The organism is Pantoea sp. X-Soil-TKNS-1280 (assembly GCF_059730475.1).
Window position 1 is genome coordinate 3,261,108 of the sequence record NZ_AP035962.1, and the last position, 20,852, is coordinate 3,281,959.

Genomic DNA, 20,852 nt, shown 5'->3' on the forward strand with positions numbered 1-20,852 from the left:
GCAAATGCGGCCTTTTCTTTATCTTAACAAACCCCATTCTTTGCTTCCTGGCTGCATAGCCCTTACACTGCTTTTTTTCCTTCAAAAACCATTAAACACGCTTATGTCTGACACCTTCATCCGCCAGCCGCTTCCCCTGCCAAACGGTCACAACAAAGTGCTGCTGCATTCCTGTTGCGCGCCCTGCTCCGGTGAAGTAATGGAAGCGATGCTGGCTTCCGGTATCGATTACACCATTTTCTTTTACAACCCAAACATTCATCCATTGAAAGAATACGAACTGCGAAAGGAAGAAAATATCCGCTTTGCCGAGCAGTTTGGTGTCCCTTTTGTCGATGCCGACTACGACAAAGACAACTGGTTCGAACGCGCCCGCGGTATGGAGTGGGAGCCGGAACGCGGCGTGCGTTGCACCATGTGTTTTGATATGCGCTTCGAACGCACTGCATTATATGCCCACGAACATGGTTTCCCGGTCATCACCAGCTCACTGGGTATTTCGCGCTGGAAGAATATGCAGCAAATCAACGATTGTGGAGTACGTGCCGCCGCACGTTATCCGGATATGCTGTATTGGGAATTTAACTGGCGTAAAGGTGGGGGTTCCGCACGCATGATCGAAATCAGTAAGCGCGAACGTTTCTATCAGCAGGAATATTGTGGTTGCATCTATTCATTACGCGACAGTAACCGCCATCGCGTTGCCAGTGGTCGGGAACGCATCGAGATTGGCGTGCAGTATTACCAGCCTGATGAAGACTAGCTCTGCAGAATGCTGGTGAAAAACCGCTGAACCATGGTCGCATCCGGCTGCCTGCCTTCCTGAATAATGGAACGCAGCAGCCACGCATCAGTGAACGCTACCGCGGCTTCTGCCTGCTGCGAAGTCAACGCCAGTTGCTGTTGCAGTATTTGCTGATGACTGGTAATCCATGCCGCTGCTGCCTGCCGCAGACGAGGGCGTGAAACCGCAGCAACAAACAATTCGTACTCACAAATTAATCTGGCCCGCGCATCCAGCGTCCAGAACAAGAACCGGGTTAGCTGCCGTGGGATGTCCGTTTCTGCTTCCACGAGAAACCACTCCTGTGTTTGCCGGGTAAAATTCTCCACCGCCCGTTCGATGACCGCCGCATGCAGCTCATCGAGATTTTTAAAATGATAAGTGACGGTTCCAGGCGAGATATCACAATCTGTTGCCACCGCGCGATGGGTACAGGCATGTAATCCGTCGCGGCGGATAATCGCCGCTGCACAGTGCAAAATGTTGTCACGCATCTGCTCAGCGCCAGCGCGCATCGCTCTCTTCCCGACACTCATCATCTGACTCATCTTATTTCAACAGCTGCGCACTACCTGAAAAGGTGTTCTTGCCGTTGGCAGAAGTGATATGAAACGCCGGAGCACCTGCACGGTCAGCTTTTTGAGCGAGCGCTGCAACCAGATCGTCAAGATTGCTGGCACCGCTGGCACTGATATGCCCGATCACCTGTTGCGTTCCTGGAGACGCAATTTCAGTGGCAGCCAGCGCCGAAGCACTCAGGGAGACCAGCGCACCGGTCATCATCAGTTTTACAAGGATAGTTTTCATATTTGCTCCAATAGGGGGGAAATGCTGGAGCGCATGGTAGAGCGATGGTCAGATAAACATAACCCTGTCATCCTGACAGACTTATTCATTAAAATTGAATAAGACCAATCCATTAAAATACCGTACAACGTACAAAATAAAACATTATCATCTGCAAAATACATATTAATTGATTGAATATGCCAAAAACAGACTTTCATCGTACCAGCGTACGATAAATACGTGTCAAGCCTTGCGTTTTCTGGTCAAAAAAAAGCAGCGCTTCCTGGGAAAACGCTGCTGTTATAACCGCCCAAATCGTTAAATCCGTTAACGCACCACCACCGTCAACAGTATGATCACTGCCATCATGATTAGCAGATGGCACACCACCTTATCCAGTTTGCGCATATCGCCTCCCTGGTTTTAGAACCACTGGCCAAAACGTTTGATGTAGAACGTTTTCATGCCCTGTGCCAGCACGCAGTAACCCAGCAGAATCGCGACCAGCCACGGGAAGTAGGCCCACGGCAGCGGTACCAGACCCACCATCGCGCCGAGTGGCGAGAACGGTAGCAAAATCCCCGCCACCATCACACAGCCGGTGGCAAGCAACACCGGCAACGCCGCGCGGCTCTGGATAAACGGAATCTTTTGTGTGCGCAGCATATGCACCACCAACGTCTGTGACAGCAACCCTTCTACAAACCAGCCAGACTGGAACAGCGACTGCACTGCCGGAGTATTGGCAGCGAACACATACCACATGACGGCAAAGGTTGTGATATCAAAGATGGAAGATGTCGGCCCAATCCACAGCATGAAACGTTTGATATTACGCGCATCCCATTTACGCGGTTTACGCAGGAATTCACGATCCATTTTGTCCCACGGCAATGCCAGCTGGGAAACGTCATACATCAGGTTCTGAATCAGCAGATGTATCGCCAGCATTGGCAGGAACGGTATAAAGGCGCTCGCTACCAGCACGGAAAAGACGTTGCCGAAGTTAGAGCTGGCGGTCATATTCAGATACTTAATGATGTTGCCGAAGGTTTCCCGGCCCTTCATCACACCCGCTTCCAGTACCATCAGATCTTTTTCCAGCAGGATAATGTCAGATGATTCTTTAGCGATATCCGCTGCGCTATCGACAGAGATCCCCACATCCGCATCGCGCAGGGCTGGTGCATCGTTGATACCATCCCCCAGGAAGCCAACAGTATGATCCTGCTGTTGCAGCGCTCGCAGGATGCGTGATTTCTGCAATGGCGTCAGTTTGGCAAATACCGCACTCTGCGCAGCCACTGTCGCCAGCTGTTCATCACTCATCGCCGCAATATCATCGCCGGTGACGATGGTGCCACAGTCGATACCGACCTGCTGGCAGATACGCGCCGTCACGACCGGGTTATCACCGGTCAGCACTTTGACGCTGACACCGTTTTCCTGCAACGCAGTAATGGCTTTCGCAGCACTCTCTTTTGGCGGATCGAGGAAGGTGAGCAGCCCTTCGATCGTCAGCCCCTGCTCATCTGCCACACTCAGCGCATGCTGTAAGCCGGGTTCCGGCAGAACACGGCTGGCCACCAGCAGCACGCGAAAGCCCTGTTCGTTATACTGATGCGCCAGTGCCAGCAGTTCCGCACGACGATTCGCATCCAATGGCTGGATTAGCTTACCTTCACGTTCTGCAGTGGCAATGCTCAGCATCTCTTCCACCGCGCCTTTGCAGATCAGCAACTGCTGGCCAAGACGACGGTCTGCCACCACCACCGATACCCGGCGGCGGATGAAATCAAACGGCAGCTCATCCACTTTGCTGTAGTAATCCGCCACAGCACTGCTGACGCGGTGTTCACCGTAGCGCAGGATGGCGCGGTCCATCAGATTGGGCGTGCTGCTTTGATAGTGGCTGTTCAGCCAGCTCAGCATCAGTACGCGTGAGTTTTCCACTCCCGCACAATCAAGATGGTGCTCCAGAATAATGTTGTCCTGGGTCAGCGTGCCGGTTTTATCGGTACACAGAATATCCATCGCACCCAGGTTCTGAATCGCATTCAGACGTTTCACGATAACTTTGCGGCGTGACATGGCGATCGCACCTTTCGCCAGGTTGGAGCTGACAATCATCGGCAGCATTTCCGGTGTCAGGCCCACCGCCACCGCCAGGGCAAACAATGCAGCATCCAGCCAGTCACCTTTGGTCAGGCCGTTAATCAGCAAAACCACCGGCACCATCACCAGCATAAAACGGATCAACAACCAGCTAACGCTGTTAACTCCACGGTCAAACGACGTTTGCGTACGGTTGCCAACGATGGATTTCGCCAGGCTACCAAAATAGGTTTCCTCTCCGGTCGCCACCACTACGGCTTTCGCTGTACCGCTGGAGACGTTGGTTCCCATCAGACACACGCTACCCAGTTCCAGCAGAGAAGCCCCCTGCTCACTGGAAGCCATGCTTTTGCTGGCGAGGTTGCCGGTAACATCATATTTTTCCACCGGCAGCGACTCGCCGGTCAGAATCGCCTGGCTGATAAACAAATCGCGTGAATCAAGCAGGCGCACATCGGCAGGCACCAGATCCCCGGCAGAGAGATAAATGATGTCGCCCGGCACCAGGGTGGTAATGTCCACTTCCTGTTTGCTCGCGGGTTGCTGTGCCGATTCACGACGCAGTACCGTCGCGGTGGTACGCACCATAGATTTGAGTGCCTGAGCCGCTTTATTAGTACGGAACTCCTGCCAGAAACGCAGTAAACCGCTGAGCGTTACCATCGTCAAAATGATGATGACACCGGTCAGATCGGTCTCCTCGCCATGGCGTGCAGGTATCCAGTAATCGGTGAAGAAGCTCACGCCGGCCAGCACCATCAGGACATAAATGAACGGATTGTTGAACGCCAGCAACAGCTGCACCAGCGCTGGTGGCGCTTTATCATGTGCCACCTGGTTGTGACCAAATACCGCCAGACGCGCTTCAGCTTCACTGGCACTCAGTCCCTGCGCATCGCTATGCACCCGGGCCAGGGTTTCACTGGCGGTGAAAGCAGCTTCTTCTTCAATCAGATAGCGCGGGGTTTTCTGACGCGGCTGACGTGCAATGTTCAGCGCTCTTTTTTCTTTATTGAGTTTCATGTCAGTCATCGTGACACTCCTCTTTTTTACGGCGATAAATATCCCTGCATGTCTGGCATGCATTATTGGGAAATAAATTAACGGCAAAGCGTTATTAAAAAAAAACGACACACACGAAATATTCATGCCTGTTTACGGGAAGAGAAAATAAGTTATCCCGCTCACTGAGACAGTAAGTAATGAATATTCAACGATGTCGATGCCCGCGTTCTGTCGCCAGATGCGCAGGAAGAACCAGCACACTGAAGATCAGTGTGCGCACCGAGGTGGAGGGAAAAGTGCGTGTAAAATCATGTGCATGACGTTATCCCCTGGGCAGCAGCCCGTACAAAAGTTAAAGCATGGGAACAATCGTCAGAAAAGGGAGAGGATTGCTACCTGCCGGTTCCGGCAAGCAGCAACAAAAGAATTCGTGCGTCAGCTTGCCTTGTGTTGTGTTAAATAAGGGTGACTGTCCAACTGAATTCTCCTGTTTGAAGTTGCGGCCATTATATTCCTGGCACATGTATTGTAAAGTTAATTATTCTGCCATCGGTTTCCGTTTAAATTCTGTTGTAAATCCCCTGACTTCAACCGACCCATACCTGAGCGAATGTTAAGGTTCCGCAAATCTGCTCACCCCATGTTTACCGGCTTATAACCATAACGTTAGTCTTAGAACTTTAAGGCATATCTATATCTGATAATTGACTATTATTCATTACAACGCTTTCGTAAACTCGCGTTACTTTTTTAAGGCAAGGAATTCTCATGAAAAAAATAATCCCCTCCCTGCTGGCGTTATCGATGGTAGCCGCGTTCTCAGTTAATGCCGCGACACCGAAAGATACGCTGGTGATTGCCCAATCCACCGACGATGCCGACAGCTTTGACCCGGCCCAGGGCTTTGAGCTGACCACGGTCCAGGCGTTCACCAACATTTACCAACGCCTGGTCCAGTCCGACCCGCAAAATCCGACCGACCTGAAACCCACCCTGGCAACCTCCTGGCAGCCGGGCAGTGACAACCGCAGCCTGACGTTTGAACTGCGTAAAGATGCCAAATTCGCCAGCGGCAACCCACTGCGTCCGGAAGATGTGATCTTCTCACTGGGCCGTGTGGTGAAGCTAAACCTCGATCCTTCCTTTATCCTTACTCAGCTCGGCTGGAACAAGGACAACGTTGATAGCTTCCTGAAAAAAGTTGACGACAACCATGTCCAAATCAGCTGGAGCGCCAACGTGAGTCCGGCCTATGTGCTGAGCCTGCTGTCAGCGCCCGTCTCCTCAATCGTTGATGAGAAAACCGCGCAGGCAAACGCGACCAATGGCGATTTTGGTCACGCATGGCTTGCCACCCATTCGGCGGGCAGCGGCCCTTATCAGATCCGCAAAGTGGTATTACACGAAGTGGTGTTGCTGACGGCTAACCCCACTTCTCCGGCTGGCGCGCCGAAGCTGAAGAACATCCTGATCAAAAACGTACCGGAACCGGCTGCGCGTCGTCTGCTGCTGGAGCAGGGTGATGTGGATATCGCACGTAATCTCGGTGCCGACCAGATTGCAGCGCTGAAAGGTAAAGCAGGCGTGAAAACTGAAGCCATCCCGATGGCCTCGCTTTACTACATCCAGTTCAACGTGGGTGCCAATCCGGTGCTGAAAAACCCGGCATTGTGGGAAGCCGCGCGTTACCTGTTCGACTATAAAGGTATCGCCAACGACCTGCTGAAAGGCCAGTTCGAAGTGCATCAGACCTTCCTGCCAAAAGGTTTCCTCGGTGCCCTGAACGATACCCCGTACAGCTACGATCCGGAAAAAGCCAAAGCGATTCTGAAGAAGGCCGGTCTGACCAACGTCAGCTTTACCCTCTCCACCAGCAATCAGCCGCCGTATCTGGACATCGCGCAGGCGTTGCAGGGCAGCTTTGCCAAAGGTGGCGTGAAGGTTGAAGTGCAGCCGGGACTCAGTTCTGAAGTGTCTACCAAGGTTAAAGCGCACCAGTATCAGGCGACGCTGAATGCCTGGGGTGCTGACTACTTCGATCCCAACACCAACGCCGCTTCCTTTGCTTACAACCCGGAAGATGGCAGCAAAACCATCGCTTACCGTTCTGACTGGCACATCCCGGAGCTGAGCAAGCAAACACTGGCGGCCACTGCCGAGAGCGACAGCAACAAGCGTGTGGAAATGTACCAGGCGATGCAGCGTGAAGTGCTAAAGAACTCACCTTATGTGATTGGTCTGCAGGCACGTAACCTGATTGCGTTGCGCGACAATCTGCAAGGCTACGTTCAGGGCATCAACCCGGATATGGTGTATTACTCACAGGTTACCAAGTAATGGCGGCATCAGCCCCACAGGCCGGGTTCGCCCGGCCACTCTGGCAACGCACCAGCCGATTCATCACCAGCCTGCTGTCGCTGCTGGTGACGCTGCTCGGCCTGCTGGCCTTTACCTTTATGTTATCGCACCTGTCACCGGTCGATCCGGTGCAGCAGATCGCAGGCGATCACGCCAGTGAGGCCACTTATGCGCAGGTGCGTCACGATCTCGGTCTCGATCAACCGGTGCTGGTGCAGTTCTGGCGTTATATCAGCCATCTGGCCCACGGCGATCTCGGCCTGTCCCATCTGACCAATCAACCGGTTAGCGCCGACCTGATGCGCACCTTCCCGGCGACCATTGAACTGGCGACCTGTTCGATCATTTTTGCGGCGGTATTCGGTGTGGCGCTGGCGCTGCTGGCGGCCTGGAAACCAGGCAGCATCATCGATAACGTGGCGCGTTTTATTTCGCTGCTCGGTTATTCCGTGCCGGTGTTCTGGCTCGGTCTGCTCGGTCTGCTGTTGTTTTACGCCGTGCTGCACTGGTCCGCCGGACCGGGTCAGCTGGATGATATCTGGATATATACGCTGGAGCCGAAAACCGGCTTTGTGCTGATTGATAGCTGGCTGTCCGGGGACCCTGAGATGTTCCGCAATGCGATCGCCCATATCTGGCTGCCAGTGGTGATTCTTGGCATGCTGGCGATGGCCGGGATTACACGCCTGCTGCGTGCCGCGTTGCTGGAGGAGAGCAGCAAGGAGTATGTGATTCTGGCGCGTGCCAAAGGTGCTGGCCGCACGCGCATTCTGCTGCGTCATATCTTTCCCAACGTGCTCGGCACGCTGATTACCGTTATCGCCCTCTCCTGGGCCACCCTGCTGGAAGGTTCGGTGCTGACGGAAACCGTTTTTGCCTGGCCCGGCGTGGGTCGTTACATGACTAACGCGCTGTTCTCCGCCGATGTTCCGGCGATTCTCGGCGCGACCCTGCTGATTGGCAGCTGCTTTATTCTGCTTAACGCGGTGGCCGACGCCCTGACCTGGTTAACCGATCCGAGAACCCGATGACTCAACAACTCTCCGAACTGGAAACGCTGCGCCCACGTCGCAGCCGACGTCGCATCACCTCGCTCAGCATCGGTTTAACGCTGGTGGTGATTCTGCTGGTGATGGCGGTGTTTGCACCGCTGCTGTCCCCCTTTGATCCGAATGTGCAAACCATCAGTATGCGCCTGCTGCCGCCTTCGGCAACCCACTGGTTTGGCACCGATGGTTTTGGTCGTGATCTGTTGTCTCGCGTGATTTATGGCACCCGTCCGACGCTGCTGCTAGTAGCGCTGATTCTGGTACTGACCATCCCGGTAGGTCTGCTGGTCGGCATCACTGCCGGTTATGTTGGTGGCTGGACCGAGCGCGTGCTGATGCGCATTACCGACATTTTTCTCTCTCTGCCTAATCTGGTTATCGCCCTGGCGTTTGTCGCCATGCTCGGCCCAGGTCTGATGAACGGCGCGCTGGCGCTGGCACTCACCAGCTGGCCACCGTTCGCCCGTCAGGCGCGTGCCGAGACGCTGGCGCTGCGCCGTAGTGATTACCTCGCCGCAGCACGGATGCAGGGCATCACCGGCCTGCGTCTGATGTTCGGCCATATTCTGCCGCTTTGCCTGCCTACCGCAGTGGTGCGTGCGGCGCTGAGTCTCGGCGGCATTATTCTTTCCGCTGCCGGTCTCGGCTTCCTCGGCATGGGTGTGCAACCGCCCACCGCAGAATGGGGATCGATGGTAGCCGAAGGCAGCAAAGTCATTTTCGACCAATGGTGGGTGGCTGCGGCCCCCGGTGCTGCTATTTTGTTCGCCAGCCTGGCCTTTAACCTGGCAGGTGACGGCCTGCGTGACCAACTGGATACCCGCCATGCCAAATGATCTGTTAATTGATGCTCAGGGGCTGGTGATTCGCAGCGACGACGCGTTGCTGGTTGATAACATCCACTTTCAGCTCGGGCGCGAACGCGTGGCACTGGTCGGTGAGTCAGGTTCGGGCAAATCCCTCACCGCCCGCACCCTGATGGGGCTGTTGTCACCGTCACTGCATTTGCACGCGGATCGTCTGCAGGTGGTGGGGCAGGATGCGTTGCAGATGCGCGAACGCGACTGGAGCCGCCTGCGCGGCAGCAAGGTCGCGATGGTGATGCAGGACCCGAAATACGCCCTCAACCCAACGCGCACCATTGGCTGGCAGGTGGAGGAACCGCTGGTGCTGCACCATCGTCTGAGCCGCGCCGAGCGCAAAGAGAAAGTGTGCGACATGCTCGATGCCGTCGGCCTGCCGGATCCCCGTCAGCTGATGAAACGTTATCCGCATCAGCTCTCCGGGGGAATGGGCCAGCGTGTAATGCTGGCAATTGCCTTGATCACCGATCCCGAGCTGCTGATCGCCGATGAACCGACCTCAGCGCTCGATCATGCGATGCGTGATCAGGTGCTGGCGCTGATTCGTCGTCTGGTGGAACAACGCAACATGGGGCTGCTGCTGATCAGCCACGATCTGCAACAGGTGTCGGAGCATTGCGAGCGGGTGATGGTGATGTATAAAGGCCGTCTGCTGGATACCTTGCCTGCGGCGCAGTTGTCCAACGCCAGCCATCCGTATACCCGCACGCTGTGGGCCTGCCGTCCGAGCAAAGCCACCCACGGCGCAGCACTACCGGTGCTGGATCGTGCCGCCCTGGAGCAGAACCATGATTGAGTTATCCAACCTGAGCGTATCCCATAAGCAGGGCTACGAACTGCGCACCGTGGTACATGACGTCAACCTCAACGTGAAGGCAGGCGAGTGTTTTGGCCTGGTGGGTCCCTCTGGCTGCGGTAAATCGTCGCTGCTGTGGGTGATGGCCGGACTCAACCCGCACTGGTCCGGCAGCATGGCGCTGGCGGGCACTGCCGTGAAACCGGGTAAACCCTTTACCGGCCAGTTGCGGCGTGATGTGCAGATGGTATTTCAGGATCCCTACGCTTCGCTGCATCCGCGCCATCGCCTGCGTCGCACCCTGGCCGAGCCGTTAAAGATGCTGAAACAGGACCATATCGACGATCGCATCAACGATGGATTTCGCCATGTGGGCCTTGATCCGGCGCTGGCAGATCGCTATCCGCACCAGCTCTCGGGCGGCCAGCGTCAGCGCGTCGCCATTGTGCGCGCCCTGCTGCTCCAGCCGAAGATCCTGCTGCTGGATGAGCCAACCTCGGCGCTGGATATGTCAGTGCAGGCGGAGATCCTCAACCTGCTGAACGAGCTGAAGCGTGATGATGGATTGACGATGGTGCTGGTAAGCCACGATCCTGACGTGATCGATCATATGTGCGATCGCGCCGTGCGCATGGCACAGGGCAGGATTGTTGAACAGTTAAGTGCTTAAAACCGCGCGATAAATCACGCCGCTACGATCAGGCCAGTTTTTGTAGCGGCGCGATTCATCGCGTAATCCGTTAATGCGCCATCGTTTGCAATGTTTCGCTGCGGATCGACTCGGTAATTTCCGCCTTCAGCGTCATAAACTCCGGTGAAGTTTTAATGGTGTAATCACGGCCACTGTTAAAATTTACCGCCACTTCCTGTTTGATACGACCCGGCCGGGCGCTGAAGATCGCCACCTTATTTGCCATAAAGATCGCCTCATCGATGTCGTGCGTAACGAAGAGCACCGTCTTGCGCGATTGCTCCCACACTGACAGCAACAACTCCTGCATCATCACCCGCGTCTGATTATCCAGGGCACCAAAGGGTTCATCCATCAGCAGCACTTTCGGGTCATTCGCCAGCGCACGCGCGATGGCGGTACGCTGCTGCATGCCGCCAGAGAGCTGACGTGGATAGTGCCGGGCAAAGCCACGCAGCCCCACCTGCTGGATATAATAATCGCTACGCTCCTTTTGCTGTGCAGCACTCAGGCCGCGTTCGCGCAGACCAAAGCGGATGTTCTCTTCCACCGTCAGCCACGGGAACAGCGTGTAGCTCTGAAACACCATGCCGCGGTCAGCTCCGGGGCCATCGACCGGCTGCCCATCAAGCCAGATCTCCCCACGCGTCGGGGTATCCAGCCCGGCAATGATGCGCAACAGCGTCGATTTACCACAACCGGAGGGGCCGAGAATGGTGATGAAATCATTCTCCTCCACCTGGTAATGAATCGGCTGCAACGCCAGCGTTTGTTCGCCTTTCGGTCCGGTAAATACGCGTTCCACCCCGCGCACGTTCAGCTTGCTGTGTTTCATCACAGGTTACTCCATGCAAACAAGCGCCGGTTGGCGACTTTGAACAAATAATCAGACACCAGGCCGATACAGCCAATCACGATGATGCCAAAGATAATTTGCCCGGTATTCAGCAGCGCCTGGCTATCGACAATCATATGGCCGATACCGCTTTCCGAGCCGATCAACTCAGCAACGATCACATAGGTCCATGCCCAGCCCAGCACCAGCCGCAGCAGCTCGGCAATGCCGGGAGCGGCTCCGGGGATCAATACCCGACGCACGATGGAACGATTGCTGCAGCCCAGTGTATAGGCCGCCTCAACCAAATCACGCCGCGCGCTGCTGACGGTCACCGCCACCATCAATACGATCTGGAAAAAGGAGCCGATAAAGATGACGAGGATTTTCTGCATTTCACCAATACCGGCCCACAGGATCAGCAACGGCACAAAGGCCGATGCCGGCAGATAACGACAGAAGGAGACGAAGGGTTCGAGAAAGGCTTCCCACATTTTGTACGCGCCCATCATGATACCGAGCGGCACCCCGATCAGGGCCGCCAGCAGGAATCCAGCCAGCACGCGCATCACCGTCATGCCAATATCCAGCGAAAAGTTATATTCGGTGAATAGTGACACGCCCTGTTGCAGCATGGTTATCGGATCGGCAAGGAAGGTTGGCGATACCATGCCACTGAAGGTCACCAGCGCCCACACCGCGACGAACAGCACAAAGAAAGCCACGCCAAGGCCGATACGCAACCGGGTTGAGATCGCTTTTAACGGCACCATCAGCGGATTGTGCCAGCGGCGAGGTGCATCTGGCAGCGCTTCGGGCGGCGTTACGGGTTGGCTTTTACTCATCTCCATCTCCTGTCTCCCTGATTACTGCACGAAGCTGGCGTCGTACAGGCTCTTCACGTCCGGCATTTTTTTAATCACGCCCGCGCGCAGCAGCAGTTTGCCCGCTTCATCACTAAAGGTTTCAATTTCACCGCTAAAGAATTTTTTGTTCTCTTCAGGACCGGCCCAGCGCAGGTAGCTGGCGGATTCAGCAAACTCTTTGCCGGTGGACTTCACCGCTGCCCCCATGATTTCGTTGGATTTATCCGGCTGCTGTTTGATCATCTCCAGCGCATCGTAGTAGCTGGCCACCAGCGCTTTCGCCGCCTGTGGATGCTCTTTCAGGAAGGTGGGAGTACAACCGAGCGTATCCATCACCATCGGGTAATCCAGCGTGGTGGCGAGGATTTTGCCCGCTTTTGGCTGGTTACGAATCACTGACAGGTAAGGTTCATAGGTCACGGCCGCATCGTTTTGCCCGGCAGCGAACGACTGGGCTGCCGCCTGGGGTGCCATCGTCGCCAGCTTAACGTCTTTCATGGTCAGGCCGTTTTTATCCAGCATCCACGCCAGCAGGAAGTATGGTGACGTGCCCGGCGCATCGACGGCGATGGTTTTGCCTTTCAGATCTTTGATGCTGGTGATATCGCTGCGGGTTGCCAGGCCATCAGCCCCGTAGGATTTATCCAGCTGGACGATTTGCTTGATCGGCACACCGGCCGCGTTCCATGAAATATAGGTTTCGACTGTGGTGGCCGCACATTGAATGGTGCCGGAAGCCACCGCCAGATGACGGCTGCTTTGCGGGATCATTTTTACATCGACATCAAGGCCATGCTTTTTGAAGATACCGGCTTTATCTGCCAGCGTCAGCGGAGCAAATCCGGTCCAGCCGGAAATACCGATCGCCACTTTAGTATCCGCAGCCTGTGCGCCGAGCGCAGACCCCAACATAACGGCTACGGTTAACGCACGAACTGCATGTTGCACTGGCTTACCCATCTTCCACTCCTGTCAAAAGGTGATGAAAAACTACAGTTGTATAGGCTTATCTATACAAGCAAAGCAATGGCTGTGCCAGAAAGCAGATCGAGACTGTGCGGCAGCGCACGCGATGATCGGAAAATGCGTTGCACCGTCGCGGAGCAAGCCAGGGAGCGCATTAACCACTTTGGTGCGGTTATACTCTCCGCATCTTAGTTGAAGAAGGAATGCCGTATGACGGTTAAATTACGTCCGCTGGAGCGGGAAGATCTGCACTTTGTGCATCAGTTAGATAACAACGCCAGCGTGATGCGTTATTGGTTCGAGGAGCCGTATGAAGCCTTTGTCGAGCTGTCGGACCTGTACAACAAGCATATTCACGACCAGACCGAACGTCGTTTCGTGGTCGAGCATGATGGACAGAAAGCCGGGCTGGTGGAGCTGGTCGAGATTAATCACGTACATCGCCGCGCCGAGTTTCAGATCATTATCGATCCGGCTCATCAGGGCAAAGGACTGGCAACCCAGGCGGCGAAGTTAGCGATGGACTATGGCTTTTCGGTGCTGAATCTCTACAAGCTCTATCTGATTGTCGATCAGGAGAATGAGAAGGCCATCCACATCTACACCAAACTGGGTTTTGAAGTGGAAGGCGTGTTGAAACACGAGTTTTTCATCAACGGTGCGTACCGTAACACCATCCGCATGTGTATCTTTCAGCATCAATATCTGGCGCAGCATAAAACGCCAGGCGCGATGGTGAAGCCAACCGCGCAATAAGCCCGGCTCTGGGGTTTACCCGCGTGCGCCCACCCGGTTAAGAAATGCTTTGGGGTGCTCAGGCTTCAGGTCATACATGCCGCCGTTGAACGGATCGACCAGCAACCAGCCGGGAAAACCGAGCAGCGGAATGTTCCCCAGCAAATACCACAGGTTGGCGCTGCCTTCGATCGGCATCGTCACCGGAACATAACCCGGATTCTCCAGCATCACCAGATAGTGTTTCTTACCGAAATAGCTGCCGGTGGATTTCGCCAGTTCAATGGTTTGGGGCGTAAAGCCCTGCGCCACGGCATGCCCGGTCTCATCCTGCACGGTGAAACGCGCGCCCTGTGGCACGGAGTCAATTCTTACCGATTGCGTTTGGGTGCCTACAATGGTCGCACAGCCGCTTAACAGCAGCGCGCAGGCAGGAAGGAGATGTCGCAGGTTCATAGCAGGTCCGCTTCAGGGTCAGAAGGAACAGTCTAAACTGCCCTTCCGCCCTTTTCACTCGCCTCAATCGCGCTATCAGTGGCGCTTTTCGGCGTCTTATTGCGGTTGACAACAGGCGGCAATCGCCGCGATATCCTGCGGCGTGGTGCGACAGCAGCCGCCAATCAGGCGGGCACCGGCCTGCTGCCACTCCGGGAATTTGTCATGCAGCGTGCAGCCCGAGGGTGCCGAGTGCCAGGTTTTACTGCTGGCATCGTACTGTTCGCCCGAGTTCGGATAGACCAGCAGCGGCTTATCACACAGCGCCTGCAAGCTACGCAGCGCCGGGGTGACGCTCTCCAGTGCGACACAGTTGATTCCCAGCGCCACCACCTGCGGGGCCGTATTGAGCAGCGCCGCGACTTTGCTGAGCGGGGTGCCATCGCTGATATGCTGCGCATCACGCAGCGTGAAGGAGAACCAGGCACTGCTGTCCGGGAACTCCGCCAGCAGGCTGACCAGCGCCTCGGCTTCCGCAAACGACGGCAGCGTCTCACAGGCCAGCAGATCGACGCCCGCCTCGAGCAAGGCCGCGATGCGTGGACGATGGAACGCCTTCATCTCGTCTTCAGGCAATGCATAATCGCCCCGGTATTCCGCCCCATTGGCGAGAAACGCGCCATAAGGCCCTACCGACCCGGCCACCAGCAGTGGCGCGCTGCTGCCAGACGCCGCACGATAATCATCCCGCGCACGTTTTGCCAGCGTGGCACTCTGGCGGATCAGCGCCAACGCCTGAGTTTCATCCAGGCCACGCTGAGCAAAGCCCTGTGGCGTCGCCTGGTAGCTGGCGGTAATGGCGCAATGGGCACCGGCAGCAAAATAATCGTAATGGACCTGATAGATCAGTTCAGGATTTTCCATCAGCACCTTCGCCGACCATAACGCATCGGCCAGATTACAGCCGCGTGCTTCCAGTTCGGTTGCCAGCGCCCCATCAAGGATCAGGGTGTCGGTTTGAGATAGCGCCTGCGCTATCGGGTTACGCCACATCGTTGGCCTCCTCAGCCTGCAAAGATGATTTACGTCGTTGCGTGACATGGTATGCGGCATAACAGAAGAGAACAAACGGAATCCCGCACCACAGCGCAATCCGTTGTGACGGGTCAAAAGCCAGCCCGACACAAGCCAGCCCGCACAGCAGGAAACCGAGAATCGGCGTCAGCGGATAGAGCGGCGCACGATACACCAGATCCTTTAAGGTTCCCCCCTGCTGGAGGTGGCGGCGGCGGAACATATAATGTGAAGCACAGATACTGAGCCAGACTGCCACCACGGCGAAACCGGAGATGGCAGACAGCGCGACAAACACCGTATCCGGGGCAATCACGCTGGAGAACAGCGCCAGCAGGCCACCTATCATACTGATGGTAAGCGCCAGCACTGGAATGCCGCGGCGATTCACCCGGGCAAAACAGCGCGGCAGGGTGTTCTCATTAGCCAGCGACCACAGCATCCGCCCCGACGCATACAACCCGGAATTTGCCGCCGACAGGATCGCCGTGAGAATCACGAAGTTGAAGATATCAGCCGCCCAGGGAATGCCGATCTTCTCAAACACCAGCACAAACGGACTTTTCACGATCCCGGCTTGATCCATCGGGATCAGCGCCGCCAGCACCAGCACCGTGCCGATAAAGAAGATGATCAGACGCGCCACCGTGGTACGGATCGCCAGCGGCAGGGCTTTTTGCGGCTGCTCGGTTTCCCCGGCAGCGATACCGATCAATTCCGTGCCCGAGAAGGCAAAGTTGACCGCCACCATCGTCATCAGAATCGGCAAAGTGCCGTGCGGTAACCAGCCCGATGCGGTGAGATTATGCAGGCCGGGCGCTGCGCTGCCGTCCTTCATCGGGATAAAACCAAACATCGCCCCTGCGCCGAGAATAATAAAGGCGACAATGGTGATCACCTTGATAATCGAGAACCAGAATTCCCCTTCGGCAAAGAAGCGGGTCGAGACGATATTCAGCAAATAGATGGCGATACAGAACACCAGACACCACACCCAGACCGGGATGGTCGGAAACCAGTACTGCATGCAAAACCCGGCTGCGGTGAGGCTGGATCCCAGCGCTACCGTCCACGTCAGCCAGTAGAGCCAGGCAACGGTATAACCGGTGGCCGGGCTGAGGTAACGCGCAGCATAGACATGGAAAGCCCCGGTTTCCGGCATCGCCACCGCCAGCTCACCGAGACACACCATCACCAGCCACACCACCAGCGCACCAATCAGATAGGCCAGCAGCGTACCAGCGGCACCGGTGGTTGAGATGATGTAGCCGGTATTAAAGAACAGGCCAGTACCGATAACGCCCCCCAGCGACAGCATCACCAGATGCCGCACTTTCATGGTGCGTTTAAAGTTTTCCTGCGGAGGATTTTGCTCGGATTGCATTATTTTTATCCATATGGACGTCTAAACATCTACATGGATACAGGGTTATACGCGCCAGCGCCGGGAAATGCAACGTGGTAAAAGGTAAGGATTTTATCAGGTGGGTGCGGCCCCGCACGGGCGGGGCACTGCGTCAGCCGCCGAAAACGCCCTGCAAATAACGCTCCAGCGCGATGCGTGAGCTAAAGCCATGGGGAATCCCGTAATGTTCCTGAGTATCGCCCGCCAGATAGAGAGGAAATTGCGTGTAATGATCGCAGGTTTTCATTTCTGATGCCGGTTCAGCGAAGTTCAGGCTTTTCTCTTTCAGCGTGGGGTGAATGATCAGTGCCGTGCGCCCCATACGCGCTTCACGGTTGACGTAAACATAGTTGTCGCCACGACGATAGCCATAGATTTTCGGCGTCAGGGTATCCATTTCGAACCCTGCTTTCTCCAGTACGCGCGCAACCTCATCCGGTCGTAAATACATGCTTGCTCCTCTCTGCTCTAGCCTCGCAACCTTACAACAGCGGTGTGGCACAAGGCTTTCGGAATTTTCCATAAAGCCAGGCGAAAACCAGCGTTTGATGATGGCTCGTCTACACTAAGTATTACTTTTTAAATCAAAGGGAGCGAAAAATGTTTAATCGAACCAGTAAAAACGATGACATTGATATCAATCAGGATGTGAACGAGCTGGCAGATTCGCTGGAAGCGTTACTGAAATCTTACGGCAGCGAAGCCAAAGATGAGGTAGAAGGCGCGCGCAGCAAAGCCCAGTCACTGCTGAAACAAACCCGCGCCAAACTGAATGGCAACAACCGGGTTTCACAGGCTGCGCGCGATGCGAGCTATCAGGTTGATGCTTATGTTCATGATAAACCCTGGCACGGTGTCGGCATCGGTGCCGCCGTCGGCCTGGTCATTGGGGCGTTGCTGGTATCACGCCGCTAACCATCACATCCCTTCAGAGAGCCTCGCACAGTGCGGGGCTTTTTTATTCGCCCGTAGCAGCATCAACGTCAAAAGCGCGCGATGAATCGCGCCGCTACGAGACCATGCAATGGTCCAGTGATTGTGCAAATTCACGTCAAAATTTGCCTTAAATGCCCCACCCTCACCTTGCTCAAAATTTTTTTTCGCTCGCCAGGGCGCATGATCCCTGGCCTTAGGCGAAATCTGAGCTTCGAAATCACAAAACCCTATATCTGGTGGGCTTGACCGCCACAACCACTACATCTAGTATTCACTCCATCAACTCGCTACCAGATATCAGCAAGGATGAGGCTCGCAGCAGAAGGATTTTTGCTTCGTATCTCGCATCCTGACCACAACCAGAGGGAAATACGAATCATGCGCATTATTATTTACACCAAAAACAACTGTGTCCAGTGCAACGCCACAAAAAATGCCATGGACCGTAATGGCATCGATTACCAGCTGATTAACCTCGACTCACAACCTGAAGCCATCGACAGCCTGAAATCCCTCGGCTATCGCCAGGTGCCGGTGGTCATGACCCAGGATGATCACTGGAGTGGTTTCCGTCCCGATAAAATCGCCAGCCTGCGCCAGCTCGCTGCTGTCGGGGGATAAGGCGATGTTTCCACTGGTGTATTTTTCCAGCCAGTCGGAGAACACGCACCGATTCATCACCCGTCTGGGCCTGCCTGCACAACGCATCCCCGTTGATAGCACGCAGCAACTGCATATTGACCAACCCTATATCCTGGTGGTGCCCAGCTACGGCGGCGGCAGCACGCGAGGTGCGGTGCCCAGACAAGTGATCCAGTTCCTCAATGATGAAGCTAACCGACGCGGTATTCGCGGGGTGATTGCTGCCGGTAACCGCAACTTTGGTGCAGGGTTCTGCCTGGCAGGCGACATCATTGCGCAGAAATGTCAGGTTCCCTATCTCTACCGCTTTGAGTTGATGGGAACCCCCGACGATATCGCTAATGTAAAAGCGGGAGTAACCCAATTTTGGCAACGACAGACACCCTCAACGGCACCGGGCTTGATTACCACGCCCTGAACGCGATGCTGAACCTGTATGACGCTGATGGCCGCATCCAGTTCGATAAAGATCACGAAGCCACACAGCAATTTTTCCTGCAACACGTTCAGCCGAATACCGTACCCTTCGCCTCAGCGGCGGAGCGTCTGCGCTATCTGGTGGCCGAAGGCTACTACGAAGCGGCAGTGCTGAATCAGTACGATTTCACCTTCCTGTGCCAGCTGCACGACGAAGCCGATGCCTGGGGTTTCCGTTTTCATACCTTCCTCGGCGCGTGGAAGTTCTATACCAGCTACACGCTGAAAACTTTTGACGGCAAACGTTATCTGGAAACCTTTGAACAGCGCGCCTGCATGGTGGCGCTGACGCTGGCACGCGGCAACGAGCAGCTGGCGCGTGAGCTGCTGGCAGAGATGCTGAGTGGCCGCTTCCAGCCCGCCACGCCTACCTTCCTTAACTGCGGTAAACAACAGCGCGGTGAGCTGGTCTCCTGCTTCCTGCTGCGTATCGAAGACAATATGGAATCGATTGGTCGCGCGGTGAACTCGGCGTTGCAGCTTTCCAAGCGTGGCGGCGGCGTGGCCTTCCTGCTGTCAAACCTGCGTGAATCCGGTGCGCCGATTAAGCGCATCGAAAACCAGTCTTCCGGGGTGATCCCGGTGATGAAAATGCTGGAAGATGCGTTTTCTTACGCGAATCAGCTGGGTGCACGTCAGGGGGCGGGAGCGGTATGGCTGAACGCCCATCACCCGGATATCCTGCGTTTCCTCGATACCAAACGCGAAAACGCCGACGAGAAGATCCGTATCAAAACGTTGTCGCTCGGCGTGGTAATCCCCGATGTCACTTTCCGTCTGGCGAAAGAGAACCGCGAGATGGCGCTGTTTTCGCCCTATGATGTGGAACGCATCTACGGCAAAGCATTTGGCGATATCAGCATCAGCGAGCATTACGATGAAATGCTGGCCGATGACCGTATCCGCAAAACCTTTATTCAACCGCGTGATTTCTTCCAGACGCTGGCGGAGATTCAGTTCGAATCCGGCTATCCCTACATCATGTATGAGGACAGCGTAAACCGCAGTAACCCAATCGCTGGTCGCATCAATATGAGCAACCTGTGTTCGGAGATTTTGCAGGTCAATAGCGCCAGCGAGTACCACGACGACCTCAGCTATCGCCGCGTTGGCAAGGATATTTCCTGTAACCTCGGCTCACTCAACATCGCCCATGCCATGGATTCCCGCAATCTGGCACAAACGGTGGAGGTGGCGGTACGCGCGCTGACCGCCGTATCCGATATGAGCGAAATAAATTCAGTGCCGTCAGTGGCGGAAGGTAACCGTCGTTCACACGCGGTCGGTCTCGGTCAGATGAACCTGCACGGTTATCTGGCGCGTGAAGGGATGGCCTATGGTTCGGAAGAGGCACTGGACTTCACCAATCTCTATTTTTACTGCGTCACTTATCACGCGGTACGTACTTCGAACCTGCTGGCGCAGGAGCGTAAACAAAGTTTCGATGGTTTTGCGCAGTCAACCTATGCCAGCGGCCATTATTTCGACAAGTACACTGAACGCGCCTGGCAGCCGCGTACCGCACGCGTGGCGCAGCTGTTTGCCGATGCCGGTATCGCGTTGCCGACCCAGGCCGACTGGCAGGCTCTGCGTGATGCCGTGATGACACATGGTTTGTATAACCAGAACCTGCAGGCGATCCCGCCAACCGGTTCCATCTCTTATATCAACCACGCCACCTCAAGCATTCACCCGATTGTGTCGCGTATTGAGATCCGTAAAGAAGGCAAAACCGGCCGCGTTTATTACCCGGCACCGTTTATGACCAACGACAATCTGGATTTCTATCAGGATGCGTACCAGATAGGGCCAGAGGCGATTATCGATACCTACGCTGAAGCCACGCAGCATGTGGATCAGGGGCTGTCGTTGACGCTGTTTTTCCGTGATGACGTCACCACGCGCGATATCAACAAAGCGCAGATTTATGCGTGGAAGAAAGGTATCAAAACGCTTTATTACATTCGACTGCGCCAGATGGCGCTTCAAGGCACAGAGGTGCAGGGCTGCGTTTCCTGCGCCCTGTGATGA

General features: G+C 55.4%; 21 protein-coding genes. 11 read left to right on the plus strand and 10 right to left on the minus strand.

All coding sequences use genetic code 11. From position 1 onward, the window contains the following. The first annotated feature begins 103 nt into the window (after positions 1-103). Complete coding sequence (locus AC6I8X_RS15145; RefSeq protein WP_084876377.1) at positions 104-763, plus strand: epoxyqueuosine reductase QueH; 660 nt, start codon at positions 104-106, stop codon at positions 761-763. Here AC6I8X_RS15145 and AC6I8X_RS15150 read toward each other — a convergent pair. The 3 genes from AC6I8X_RS15150 to mgtA form a co-directional block, all read right to left on the minus strand. Then, the gene (locus AC6I8X_RS15150; RefSeq protein ID WP_299449668.1) at positions 760-1,332 is read right to left on the minus strand and encodes a TetR/AcrR family transcriptional regulator; all 573 of its coding nucleotides are present in this window, start codon (positions 1,330-1,332) and stop codon (positions 760-762) included. The two genes, AC6I8X_RS15145 and AC6I8X_RS15150, sit on opposite strands and share 4 nt — an antisense overlap. 1 nt (position 1,333) lies before the next feature. Beyond that, complete coding sequence (locus tag AC6I8X_RS15155; RefSeq protein WP_299449667.1) at positions 1,334-1,591, minus strand: YdgH/BhsA/McbA family protein; 258 nt, start codon at positions 1,589-1,591, stop codon at positions 1,334-1,336. A gap of 405 nt (positions 1,592-1,996) precedes the next feature. Then, positions 1,997-4,720: a magnesium-translocating P-type ATPase gene (gene mgtA / locus AC6I8X_RS15160; RefSeq protein ID WP_497840054.1), complete on the minus strand. Its 2,724-nt coding sequence runs from the start codon at positions 4,718-4,720 to the stop codon at positions 1,997-1,999. A gap of 741 nt (positions 4,721-5,461) precedes the next feature. On the opposite strand from mgtA, the gene AC6I8X_RS15165 reads away from it, so the two are divergent. From AC6I8X_RS15165 to AC6I8X_RS15185, 5 genes are read left to right on the plus strand one after another with little or no spacing between them, the layout of a single operon-like run. Continuing rightward, positions 5,462-7,030 carry an ABC transporter substrate-binding protein gene (locus AC6I8X_RS15165; protein ID WP_313683329.1) on the plus strand — a complete coding sequence of 523 codons (1,569 nt, stop codon included), beginning with the start codon at positions 5,462-5,464 and terminating at the stop codon, positions 7,028-7,030. Beyond that, on the plus strand, positions 7,030-8,082 hold the full coding sequence (locus AC6I8X_RS15170) for an ABC transporter permease (protein WP_313683328.1): 1,053 nt from the start codon (positions 7,030-7,032) through the stop codon (positions 8,080-8,082). Before AC6I8X_RS15165 ends, AC6I8X_RS15170 begins: the two co-directional genes overlap by 1 nt. Beyond that, on the plus strand, positions 8,079-8,936 hold the full coding sequence (locus AC6I8X_RS15175) for an ABC transporter permease (protein WP_084876383.1): 858 nt from the start codon (positions 8,079-8,081) through the stop codon (positions 8,934-8,936). The genes AC6I8X_RS15170 and AC6I8X_RS15175 overlap by 4 nt, the downstream gene beginning before the upstream one ends. Continuing rightward, the gene (locus tag AC6I8X_RS15180; RefSeq protein ID WP_497840055.1) at positions 8,926-9,759 is read left to right on the plus strand and encodes an ABC transporter ATP-binding protein; all 834 of its coding nucleotides are present in this window, start codon (positions 8,926-8,928) and stop codon (positions 9,757-9,759) included. The genes AC6I8X_RS15175 and AC6I8X_RS15180 overlap by 11 nt, the downstream gene beginning before the upstream one ends. Continuing rightward, entirely contained in the window at positions 9,752-10,429 is a 678-nt protein-coding gene (locus AC6I8X_RS15185) for an ABC transporter ATP-binding protein (RefSeq protein WP_497840056.1), read from the plus strand. The genes AC6I8X_RS15180 and AC6I8X_RS15185 overlap by 8 nt, the downstream gene beginning before the upstream one ends. A gap of 70 nt (positions 10,430-10,499) precedes the next feature. Here AC6I8X_RS15185 and AC6I8X_RS15190 read toward each other — a convergent pair whose 3' ends face one another. Genes AC6I8X_RS15190 through AC6I8X_RS15200 form a run of 3 tightly spaced genes read right to left on the minus strand, consistent with a single transcriptional unit; the run spans position 10,500 to position 13,111 of the window. Continuing rightward, positions 10,500-11,285, minus strand: a complete 786-nt coding sequence (locus AC6I8X_RS15190) for an ABC transporter ATP-binding protein (protein WP_497840057.1) — start codon at positions 11,283-11,285, stop codon at positions 10,500-10,502. Continuing rightward, entirely contained in the window at positions 11,285-12,130 is an 846-nt protein-coding gene (locus AC6I8X_RS15195) for an ABC transporter permease (RefSeq protein WP_299449661.1), read from the minus strand. Before AC6I8X_RS15195 ends, AC6I8X_RS15190 begins: the two co-directional genes overlap by 1 nt. A 21-nt stretch (positions 12,131-12,151) precedes the next feature. Continuing rightward, positions 12,152-13,111, minus strand: a complete 960-nt coding sequence (locus tag AC6I8X_RS15200; protein WP_409521665.1) for an ABC transporter substrate-binding protein — start codon at positions 13,109-13,111, stop codon at positions 12,152-12,154. Positions 13,112-13,327: 216 nt separating this feature from the next. On the opposite strand from AC6I8X_RS15200, the gene speG reads away from it, so the two are divergent. Beyond that, complete coding sequence (gene speG, locus AC6I8X_RS15205; protein WP_299449660.1) at positions 13,328-13,873, plus strand: spermidine N1-acetyltransferase; 546 nt, start codon at positions 13,328-13,330, stop codon at positions 13,871-13,873. A gap of 15 nt (positions 13,874-13,888) precedes the next feature. Here speG and AC6I8X_RS15210 read toward each other — a convergent pair whose 3' ends face one another. The 4 genes from AC6I8X_RS15210 to AC6I8X_RS15225 form a co-directional block, all read right to left on the minus strand. Continuing rightward, positions 13,889-14,308 carry a hypothetical protein gene (locus AC6I8X_RS15210; RefSeq protein WP_299449659.1) on the minus strand — a complete coding sequence of 140 codons (420 nt, stop codon included), beginning with the start codon at positions 14,306-14,308 and terminating at the stop codon, positions 13,889-13,891. A gap of 96 nt (positions 14,309-14,404) precedes the next feature. Beyond that, positions 14,405-15,340: a homocysteine S-methyltransferase gene (gene mmuM, locus AC6I8X_RS15215; protein WP_497840058.1), complete on the minus strand. Its 936-nt coding sequence runs from the start codon at positions 15,338-15,340 to the stop codon at positions 14,405-14,407. Beyond that, the gene (gene mmuP, locus AC6I8X_RS15220) at positions 15,330-16,745 is read right to left on the minus strand and encodes an S-methylmethionine permease (protein ID WP_313683325.1); all 1,416 of its coding nucleotides are present in this window, start codon (positions 16,743-16,745) and stop codon (positions 15,330-15,332) included. Before mmuP ends, mmuM begins: the two co-directional genes overlap by 11 nt. A gap of 133 nt (positions 16,746-16,878) precedes the next feature. Continuing rightward, positions 16,879-17,217 carry a DUF2002 family protein gene (locus AC6I8X_RS15225; RefSeq protein WP_084876393.1) on the minus strand — a complete coding sequence of 113 codons (339 nt, stop codon included), beginning with the start codon at positions 17,215-17,217 and terminating at the stop codon, positions 16,879-16,881. A gap of 149 nt (positions 17,218-17,366) precedes the next feature. Between AC6I8X_RS15225 and AC6I8X_RS15230 the strand changes: the two genes are divergently transcribed. From AC6I8X_RS15230 to nrdE, 4 genes are all read left to right on the plus strand, one after another. Beyond that, on the plus strand, positions 17,367-17,681 hold the full coding sequence (locus AC6I8X_RS15230; RefSeq protein WP_313683324.1) for a DUF883 family protein: 315 nt from the start codon (positions 17,367-17,369) through the stop codon (positions 17,679-17,681). Positions 17,682-18,080: 399 nt separating this feature from the next. Then, the gene (locus AC6I8X_RS15235) at positions 18,081-18,323 is read left to right on the plus strand and encodes a redoxin NrdH (protein WP_084876395.1); all 243 of its coding nucleotides are present in this window, start codon (positions 18,081-18,083) and stop codon (positions 18,321-18,323) included. 4 nt (positions 18,324-18,327) lie between these two features. Further along, positions 18,328-18,762, plus strand: a complete 435-nt coding sequence (gene nrdI, locus AC6I8X_RS15240; RefSeq protein WP_299449651.1) for a class Ib ribonucleoside-diphosphate reductase assembly flavoprotein NrdI — start codon at positions 18,328-18,330, stop codon at positions 18,760-18,762. 5 nt (positions 18,763-18,767) lie between these two features. Continuing rightward, positions 18,768-20,849 carry a class 1b ribonucleoside-diphosphate reductase subunit alpha gene (nrdE, locus tag AC6I8X_RS15245; protein ID WP_299449674.1) on the plus strand — a complete coding sequence of 694 codons (2,082 nt, stop codon included), beginning with the start codon at positions 18,768-18,770 and terminating at the stop codon, positions 20,847-20,849. Positions 20,850-20,852: the final 3 nt, after the last annotated feature.

Coding starts and splice junctions, on each gene's coding strand:
- AC6I8X_RS15145 (WP_084876377.1), top strand. CDS start 104: ATGTCTGACACCTTCATCCGCCAGCCGCTTCCCCTGCCAAACGGTCAC.
- AC6I8X_RS15150 (WP_299449668.1), bottom strand. CDS start 1,332: ATGAGTCAGATGATGAGTGTCGGGAAGAGAGCGATGCGCGCTGGCGCT.
- AC6I8X_RS15155 (WP_299449667.1), bottom strand. CDS start 1,591: ATGAAAACTATCCTTGTAAAACTGATGATGACCGGTGCGCTGGTCTCC.
- mgtA (WP_497840054.1), bottom strand. CDS start 4,720: ATGACTGACATGAAACTCAATAAAGAAAAAAGAGCGCTGAACATTGCA.
- AC6I8X_RS15165 (WP_313683329.1), top strand. CDS start 5,462: ATGAAAAAAATAATCCCCTCCCTGCTGGCGTTATCGATGGTAGCCGCG.
- AC6I8X_RS15170 (WP_313683328.1), top strand. CDS start 7,030: ATGGCGGCATCAGCCCCACAGGCCGGGTTCGCCCGGCCACTCTGGCAA.
- AC6I8X_RS15175 (WP_084876383.1), top strand. CDS start 8,079: ATGACTCAACAACTCTCCGAACTGGAAACGCTGCGCCCACGTCGCAGC.
- AC6I8X_RS15180 (WP_497840055.1), top strand. CDS start 8,926: ATGCCAAATGATCTGTTAATTGATGCTCAGGGGCTGGTGATTCGCAGC.
- AC6I8X_RS15185 (WP_497840056.1), top strand. CDS start 9,752: ATGATTGAGTTATCCAACCTGAGCGTATCCCATAAGCAGGGCTACGAA.
- AC6I8X_RS15190 (WP_497840057.1), bottom strand. CDS start 11,285: ATGAAACACAGCAAGCTGAACGTGCGCGGGGTGGAACGCGTATTTACC.
- AC6I8X_RS15195 (WP_299449661.1), bottom strand. CDS start 12,130: ATGAGTAAAAGCCAACCCGTAACGCCGCCCGAAGCGCTGCCAGATGCA.
- AC6I8X_RS15200 (WP_409521665.1), bottom strand. CDS start 13,111: ATGGGTAAGCCAGTGCAACATGCAGTTCGTGCGTTAACCGTAGCCGTT.
- speG (WP_299449660.1), top strand. CDS start 13,328: ATGACGGTTAAATTACGTCCGCTGGAGCGGGAAGATCTGCACTTTGTG.
- AC6I8X_RS15210 (WP_299449659.1), bottom strand. CDS start 14,308: ATGAACCTGCGACATCTCCTTCCTGCCTGCGCGCTGCTGTTAAGCGGC.
- mmuM (WP_497840058.1), bottom strand. CDS start 15,340: ATGTGGCGTAACCCGATAGCGCAGGCGCTATCTCAAACCGACACCCTG.
- mmuP (WP_313683325.1), bottom strand. CDS start 16,745: ATGCAATCCGAGCAAAATCCTCCGCAGGAAAACTTTAAACGCACCATG.
- AC6I8X_RS15225 (WP_084876393.1), bottom strand. CDS start 17,217: ATGTATTTACGACCGGATGAGGTTGCGCGCGTACTGGAGAAAGCAGGG.
- AC6I8X_RS15230 (WP_313683324.1), top strand. CDS start 17,367: ATGTTTAATCGAACCAGTAAAAACGATGACATTGATATCAATCAGGAT.
- AC6I8X_RS15235 (WP_084876395.1), top strand. CDS start 18,081: ATGCGCATTATTATTTACACCAAAAACAACTGTGTCCAGTGCAACGCC.
- nrdI (WP_299449651.1), top strand. CDS start 18,328: ATGTTTCCACTGGTGTATTTTTCCAGCCAGTCGGAGAACACGCACCGA.
- nrdE (WP_299449674.1), top strand. CDS start 18,768: ATGCTGAACCTGTATGACGCTGATGGCCGCATCCAGTTCGATAAAGAT.